Source organism: Iningainema tapete BLCC-T55 (assembly GCF_014698965.1).
Taxonomy (GTDB): domain Bacteria; phylum Cyanobacteriota; class Cyanobacteriia; order Cyanobacteriales; family Nostocaceae; genus Iningainema; species Iningainema tapete.
This window is the reverse complement of record NZ_JACXAE010000061.1, coordinates 113,792-120,962: the sequence shown is the minus strand read 5'-3', so window position 1 is coordinate 120,962 and position 7,171 is coordinate 113,792. Positions and strand designations below refer to the sequence as shown.

Annotated in this window: 7 protein-coding genes; all 7 read right to left on the bottom strand. The window is 40.9% G+C overall.

Annotated features, from left to right (window positions below; all coding sequences use genetic code 11):
- Positions 1-206 precede the first annotated feature (206 nt).
- Positions 207-416, bottom strand: a complete 210-nt coding sequence (locus ICL16_RS18320; RefSeq protein ID WP_190830364.1) for a TOBE domain-containing protein — start codon at positions 414-416, stop codon at positions 207-209.
- A gap of 159 nt (positions 417-575) precedes the next feature.
- Positions 576-2,789: a prenyltransferase/squalene oxidase repeat-containing protein gene (locus ICL16_RS18315; RefSeq protein WP_190830362.1), complete on the bottom strand. Its 2,214-nt coding sequence runs from the start codon at positions 2,787-2,789 to the stop codon at positions 576-578.
- Between the two features lie 196 nt (positions 2,790-2,985).
- Positions 2,986-3,558 (bottom strand): hypothetical protein, encoded by a 573-nt coding sequence (locus tag ICL16_RS18310; protein WP_190830360.1) that lies wholly within the window; start codon positions 3,556-3,558, stop codon positions 2,986-2,988.
- Between the two features lie 89 nt (positions 3,559-3,647).
- The gene (locus tag ICL16_RS18305) at positions 3,648-3,878 is read right to left on the bottom strand and encodes a hypothetical protein (RefSeq protein ID WP_190830358.1); all 231 of its coding nucleotides are present in this window, start codon (positions 3,876-3,878) and stop codon (positions 3,648-3,650) included.
- 212 nt (positions 3,879-4,090) lie between these two features.
- A complete protein-coding gene (locus tag ICL16_RS18300; RefSeq protein WP_190830356.1) occupies positions 4,091-5,116 on the bottom strand; it encodes an alpha/beta hydrolase in 1,026 nt (341 codons plus the stop codon).
- Between the two features lie 75 nt (positions 5,117-5,191).
- Entirely contained in the window at positions 5,192-6,097 is a 906-nt protein-coding gene (locus ICL16_RS18295; protein ID WP_190830354.1) for a helix-turn-helix domain-containing protein, read from the bottom strand.
- Between the two features lie 20 nt (positions 6,098-6,117).
- Complete coding sequence (locus ICL16_RS18290) at positions 6,118-7,128, bottom strand: aromatic ring-hydroxylating dioxygenase subunit alpha (protein WP_190830352.1); 1,011 nt, start codon at positions 7,126-7,128, stop codon at positions 6,118-6,120.
- Between the last annotated feature and the right edge of the window lie 43 nt (positions 7,129-7,171).

The window sequence follows — 7,171 nt, the reverse complement described above, 5'->3', positions numbered from 1 at the left end:
TTTATTTCTGCCTATAGCTTACCTTTACTACAAAGCCCAGGAGCTTCTTGAGAAGGAAGAGTAGCTACTGGGGATTCCTCTTAGTTCGTAGTAAGCACGCTCGCGTGCTTAAAAACCAAAGTTGCTCCTCTGGGGCGTCACTCGCCGCTAGGAGGGTCGTGATCCAAGCTTAAGCGACTAGCTTCAAGTAGCAAGTCGCTAATTTTTTAATCGACAGCAAGTAAAACGTCAGATGATTTAATCAAGGCATAGGCTATTTGACCCTCAAAAATGTCAAGATCTTGGGCTGAGGATTTTGGCATGATTGCTGTCACGTCTAATCCAGGAGCAACTTCTAAAGTTACCTCCATGTTTACAGCTCCTGGCACGATTTGTTTTACTTTACCCTTGAAAGCGTTACGAGTGCTAATTTTCATACCCTGATACTTATCTAGTCATTGGAACCAGTCAAAGTTAACAGGGTATGAAAATGAGTGTTCTCAGTGAATTTACTTATAAAAATAAGATTGATAGTTTACTTACCAATTTTAGGCGAGAAAATTTGGTTAAAGGGTCTTGCGATCGCCAATGCTTAATTAGATTCTTACCACATAACGAGTCCTAACTGCGGATAAAGCAGCTAGAACAGTGGCTGTGGTAAATACTCTTCGATCATCTGGAACAGGGTGACTGGGATGATTGTCTGGATCTAAGATATCGGCAGATTCAGGCAACCGAAGCAAAGCGGATGAATGCCAAGAGCCATCTACTTTTTGATTGTCTAGTAGCCAGTTAACTGCTTTATGTAACTGAGTTAGTGTACGATGTTGCTCCTGAGCTAAAGCAAGTGTCCGCACGCACCATGCAGTGGCAAAAGCAGAATCACCAGCATACTGACGAGAATAAACTGCTCCACTAGGGCTAATTCTATCAGCAGCCCATTCAATTGCTAATTCCACCTGCTGGTAATTGCTTCGATAGTTATTTTTTGCTAAAGCTTCAGCCGCTAAAGCGGTTGCGTACTCGTGATCGTACCACCAATAAGCTTTCCAACTGCCATTGTCTTGCTGAGTATTCTTTAAAAAGTCAAGGGAAGCTTCTCCAATCTCCTCTAAACCAGCTACAGCGGCAGTTACGCAGGTGTGAATGCCACACCAACCTCTCACAGATACTGAACTGGTATAGGCACGTGCCAGTTCTGCCAAATTGCTGGGTTTCTCTCCTGTTGAGGTAAAGCGGTTAATCATGTATTGAGAAGCTGCATAGCCGCGAGGAACAAGTTCTTGTGAATAAGTGATTATCCCTCCTGTTGGGGAAAAATGCTTAGCTATAAATTGAGAAGCGGCTTGTACTCTGTGGGATTTCATCTCGCCTAAAGCATTAGCAAGATGTAACGTCCAAGCTGTACTGTCAGCATCTGGCGGTATAAAGGCATTGTATCCCCATCCTGGCTCTTGTTGACGACGATTAAGCAGTAAAACCCAAGCTTGATGTGCGGCAAATTTGGCTTGTTCGTCAGGTAATGCAGCTAAAACAGCACCGATATAAGCCGTAACCCATTCATCACTTATCCTTCCCTGCACATCACTGTAAAAGTCTCGCCACCAGCCTTTTTGATTACGAGCACTGATGAGAAAGCGAGTTGCAGCTTCAATAGCATGATTCAATCGACTTTGATCTAATTTGCCTGAATTCTCACTTTGGGAAGCCGTGAGATTTAAAGCTTGGTTGTTATTTTCAGTAGAATTTCTGGTTAAATTTTTGTGTATAAATCCCAGATATGCCTTTGCTTCTAAAGGATGCTCTGGTTGGTAAGTAATTTTGATGTGACTTAATCCACGCTCAAGAATGCTAAGAGGCTTTGAGAAAGACTCAGCAGTGATCGGAGTAGACCAGGAATGTAAGCTAGAAAATGGATTTACATATCCAGGCCATTTCAGTAATGCATCCCGCTTTTCTGGTGTACATAATCCACGGGCTATCAAATCTTCTAACAAAGTAAACCACAAGGGTTCTAGTCCGTATTGTTGTCTAAATGAGCATTCCAAACCTACCTTAGGATAAATTCCACTGCCAACATCTAAACACAGCCTCACGTCATCAACAATATCTAGCAACTGCATTACTAGAATTTCAATTTCTTTGGTAGATTCTGGATAACCAATTGTTTGTAGATATGAAGTAATTTTGTCAGGAGACAAACAACTGACGTTAATTCGTAAAGCTTCTATCTGACGCGATAACATTACACCTATATGACTGATACGAGTAGGTGTTGTGCAAACAGTAAAGCAACGCTCTAAATTACTATATAAGGAATCAGAAATTGGTTGTCCCCAGAGCAACTCTATGGTATATTTAGTTATAGTAAATGCTTGTTCTGAATTGTTTAAATCCTGACTAAAACCAATAAAAATAGAAGGAATGAGCAGTTGATTTGTTGATTCATTGATATCGAACTCTAGCCAAATTTCAGTGATTGCATTATGAAGACAGGAATTGCGATCGCTCCAAACTTCACATAATTTCTGAATACGGCTCCAGGCTGGGTGCTTAAATTCCTGATGAGATAAAGCGACAGCAATATGTTCGGCTAAAATTTTTGGTTCATTATTTTGAGAAGAAATTTTTTGCTGTAAGTCAATCTGGGTATTCTCTTCACCTAAACGGACTTCAAAGCCAACTTGCGGAATAGGTGCTAAAGACTTTGCCACTGTTTGTAGCCGAGATAATGTTGTCGGTGTAGCAATTTTAGAAGAAATGTAGGGAAAAATAATTTGTAGAGAATCAGCTAAAGTTGCTTTGTTCATGGGAAAGATATCTTTTATAAATAAAAGCTAAGTAAGGTAAACTGAAAATAAGATTTTGAAATAAATTAAGTAAGTAGGCGTAAATAAATAAAAGTTTGTAGTAAGGGCTGAAGCCCTTATAACATACGCTCTGAGCGCTTACTACGAACATAGAATTTATTTTATATTTAATTTTACCTACTTACTTACTAGCTTTTTAGACAAAGTGGCTTACAATCATATATCTTTCACCATGAGTAACAGGTTGAAACACATGGGTAAGCTCGGAACAAAAAGCAACAAACAGTCCGGTTTCACCACGTACAGAAAGATCGTATTTATCTGCATAATCATCACTGAAGAATTTAGCAAAAGTTAAGGAACCTCTACAAGAGGAGGCTTCGTCCAAGTTTTCGGTTTGATTATTTAAAAATATAACTATAGACACCTGAGAGCTTTTAATATTATTAGGATGTTCTGTTTCATTTGTCTTCTGGAGTAAATACTTTGGTATTTGTAGCTCTGTCAGTTTTAACCCAAAACAATTCTCTAGCTTCGGCTGAATTTCTAGTAAACGAGATTGTACTAACAATTGTGTTGGTTCTGAAATGTTGATATCATAGGTTTTTCGCATTTCCTCTAATTCTAATGAAATACCTTTACGCAAGATACTAGGTTGTAAATCAGTTGATAAGCGAATTTCTGAGCGAATTTTCTCACACAGTTGCTCATCAAACCAGTCCTTCAATAAAAATAGTCTTGGTCGATTATAATCGTCTATTTTATCCATTCCTTATTTGCCATTAATTCAATTTACTTTAATCTAAAAAATACAGGAACATAGGACGATGTTCCTGTATTGAGGACTTTTATGTCTACTTAGGGAGTATATTGGTTCCCACCACCAGGAGCGGTAGAAGAGACAAACAGCGCCTGTTGGAAAGCTAAGTCACGAGCTTCATCTGCTGGTACACCAAACACTACACCACCACCAATGACAAATGAGTATCCAGAGATATCGAAGTTAGCGGTAGTAACACCTCCGTTTACATTTGCAGATTCTTCTACATTAACTTCATCTAAGATAGGGTTAATTTCTTTGTCTTCCATACGTGTTTCACTCTTTTTTCAATCAGGTATGATTCTCTCGGTGATAAATTTCCGAAGAGTCTCTTTTTTGGTACTTTTACTTATATATATATTTTATTAGTAAAAAAAAATACATAAATATGTAGTTTCTACTTCCTAAAACTACATGATATTGATGTGGGGCGCTCCGGATGCCCACCCCACAAGATGTGTGTTTCATGCTAGGGGCGACGCTATAGTTTAGACAGAAACCAACCAGCAGCCTTGTCTGTTGCTTCCTCAACGTACCGAGACTGATCGTAAAAATCAATGTGGTTAGAAGTTACCATCCAATGTATCGACTTATCCTTTGCCGGGATGCTTTGGTAGAAGCGTTTTGCACTATCTGGAGTCAGCGCCTTGTCACTATGAATCACCAGTGAGGGAACCTGAATTTCCTTACCTGCATCAATAGCATTGAATTGGAAGAAAGGTTCAAAACTCATCAATGCAAATCGATTCGCCCACCCTGAAACTCCACCGCGCTTGGTTCCATAATAATCGAATGCTTCCTTCCCAGGCATTGCAACGTTGGAGTCAGTTTCGCTGACTGCTACCATATAATCAACCTTACCTGTTTTCTCGTACTTTTGCCGTGATTTAGTTGCATCTTCAATGCGCTTCGTGTATGCTGCATCACCAAGCCATGTACGAAAAGTTTCTGGATCATGGTAAAAACCAGCTACTGTCACCATTGCTTTAATTCTTGGATCTTGTGCAGTCGCTTTACTAGTATAACCACCACCAGAACAAATTCCTAAAGCACCAATAGCATTTGGATTAGTTTGGGGAAGAGTAGATAAGAAAGAAACTGCACTACTAATATCTTCTACTTTGCGCTGTGGATCTTCAAACTGACGGGGTTCGCCACCACTTTCGCCAAAATATCTGTGGTCGTAAGCAAGAGCAATAACACCTTTTTCTGCTAACATACGTGCATAGCGTCCAGCAACTTGCTCCTTGACACTGCTTTGTGGTCCAGTAACAACAACAGCAGGAAGCTTTTTACCCGCAGAAACGCTAGGTAGGTAAAGCGTTCCTACAACTTTTGTACCAAAGCTACTAAATTCGACTCTTTTTGTTGTCACCTGAGACTTTTGCGCAGTTTGCATCTCCATCCCTGCTGCTATCCTTGCGGTTACTACTGGTGCTTCGTATAGATTTACGCTTGCGGTGCTAACAACTAATCCACTAAGTAGAGCAAGATAACCTAACTTCATAACTTTCTCCTCTGCTTGACTAACCTTGATTTCAGAATACAGAGGAACATCACGAAGAAAATTGTAAAATCTTGCTCAACCTATTTGCTGCTTGGAGAATGCTTTTGGCGAGACACCAACCACGCGCTTGAATGCTTTGGTAAAATGAGCCTGGTCATAGAACCCAACTTGTAAACCAATTTCAGTTAAGTTGGAATGAGCAGATACGGTAATCAGTTTCTTAGCGCGTTCCACACGATTTTGTAGCATATACTGATGGGGAGAAAGTCCCAAAGAGTTTTTGAACAACCGTGCGAAGTGGTAAGCGCTGAGATTGATTTGCGCTGCTAAGTCAATCAGACTAAGTTCTTCTGTGAGATGATAGTGTAAGTATTCAATGATGTGCCGCAGTTGCAGCGATGAAAGTTTTCCGCGAGGTTTAGGGAGGCTTTTGTAACAATGGCTATGTTGTTCAATCAGATGCATTGCAAACGCAAGCGCCATTGATTCACCATAAAGTGTTCCGCAGTAACTCCCCATTTCTAACTCTGCCTTGAAGCGTTGCCCAAAATTAGCAATAATTGGATCTGACTCACCGCGTCGTTCCTGAAAAATTATTTTTTCTGGTGTACCTGTATCTTCAAAAATCTTGCTGACAAAAGGTGGTGAGAGGGAAATTGCTAAAAATTCTATATTTTCTCGCCACCTGGGTGCATTCATTTCTCCATGAGTCTGAAGGCAAAAGTCTCCTGGCTTCAACCATGTTTGTCGCCAACGGCTTCCGTCTTTCCACTCAAAGTTCAGTGGTTTACCAACATGTACCAGTAAGCGGTGTCCTTCTATATAATGTTCGGGTAATTCGAGTGGTGGTATTTGATGTAATTCCACTGTTATGCCTTTCCAGCCTATATTTGTGCTGGAATGCAATACTGTTCCGTCTGGTGCTGCGGGTAAGATGTCTCCTGTGGTGGTGTCAATGAGTCGGATGTGACTAGTAGTCATTGGTACAGGGTTTATTGATTTTATGAACTTGTTTGTTCTACTTCTCCGTGAGCTTTGAGTAGTGCTAATATTTTACGCCGCATCATTATACCAGGTTTGTCGGTCATCATGTGTTGTTCTTTGGTGAGATCGAGCGGTACGTCGTAGTCTGTTGTTTCTAGAATAGCTTTGTCTTCTAGGGTTACGGCACGATCAAAGGCTCGCGCATTCTCTGCTTTTGTTTCGGCTTCGGTGTCGTTACGCAGGCAGAATTGAACTATTTGGGAGGTGGAGTCATCTATTGGTACTGCTGTGTTGACGATCGCATGAACTAAGCCGTTGGGGTATGCTATCCGTATTTGTGCTGTGAAGGGCATGTACCAAGTCATGTGCATTGTGCGCACGATCTTGGACAGCTCTAATTTCAGGTTTTGTTGCTGCAACTCAGGATTTGCTACTCCCAGGGTTGTCCAAAATTCTATTCCCCATTCTCGCTCTTCTAACTCCATGCGATCGGGAATTGGATTTTCTTCGCTACCAAAGGTAGTGGTATGAACAAACGTCGGATGTGCGGTATCAAATTCATTTTCCATCACTCGCAACCCAGCGCACTTCCACGGTTCATAAAACTCGTGAATTAGACGATATTGGGGATCTGATGCTTCGGCGATGTTAGGAATATCACATAACGGTTCTCCTAAACATACCCACGCATAGCCATAGCGTTCTTTACAGGCGTAAGTACATATTTTGTAATTTGATGAAATTATACCAGTTTTTTGTTGTGGCACGTCAACGCAAGCTCCTGCTGCGTTAAATTTCCAACCATGATAAGGACATTGGATCTCGCCATTGACAACTTTTCCCTTGGATAGCTGTGCTGAGCGATGGCAACAACGATCTTGGGCAGCAACTGGTTTACTGTCATCTAACCAAAGGACTATTTTTTGTCCTAAGAGCGTAAAAGCTGTGGGGGAACTATCTGATAACTGACTAATGGGAATAACAGGATACCAAAATCGTTTGAATACAGGTTGTTTAGTGACTAACATAACCAATTGAAATGGCGATCGCTGATCAGTAGGGTGCGTTAAT

Excerpts from the sequence above, each read along its gene's own strand:
- ICL16_RS18320 (WP_190830364.1), bottom strand. The coding sequence starts at position 416 with ATGAAAATTAGCACTCGTAACGCTTTCAAGGGTAAAGTAAAACAAATC.
- ICL16_RS18315 (WP_190830362.1), bottom strand. The coding sequence starts at position 2,789 with ATGAACAAAGCAACTTTAGCTGATTCTCTACAAATTATTTTTCCCTAC.
- ICL16_RS18310 (WP_190830360.1), bottom strand. The coding sequence starts at position 3,558 with ATGGATAAAATAGACGATTATAATCGACCAAGACTATTTTTATTGAAG.
- ICL16_RS18305 (WP_190830358.1), bottom strand. The coding sequence starts at position 3,878 with ATGGAAGACAAAGAAATTAACCCTATCTTAGATGAAGTTAATGTAGAA.
- ICL16_RS18300 (WP_190830356.1), bottom strand. The coding sequence starts at position 5,116 with ATGAAGTTAGGTTATCTTGCTCTACTTAGTGGATTAGTTGTTAGCACC.
- ICL16_RS18295 (WP_190830354.1), bottom strand. The coding sequence starts at position 6,097 with ATGACTACTAGTCACATCCGACTCATTGACACCACCACAGGAGACATC.
- ICL16_RS18290 (WP_190830352.1), bottom strand. The coding sequence starts at position 7,128 with ATGTTAGTCACTAAACAACCTGTATTCAAACGATTTTGGTATCCTGTT.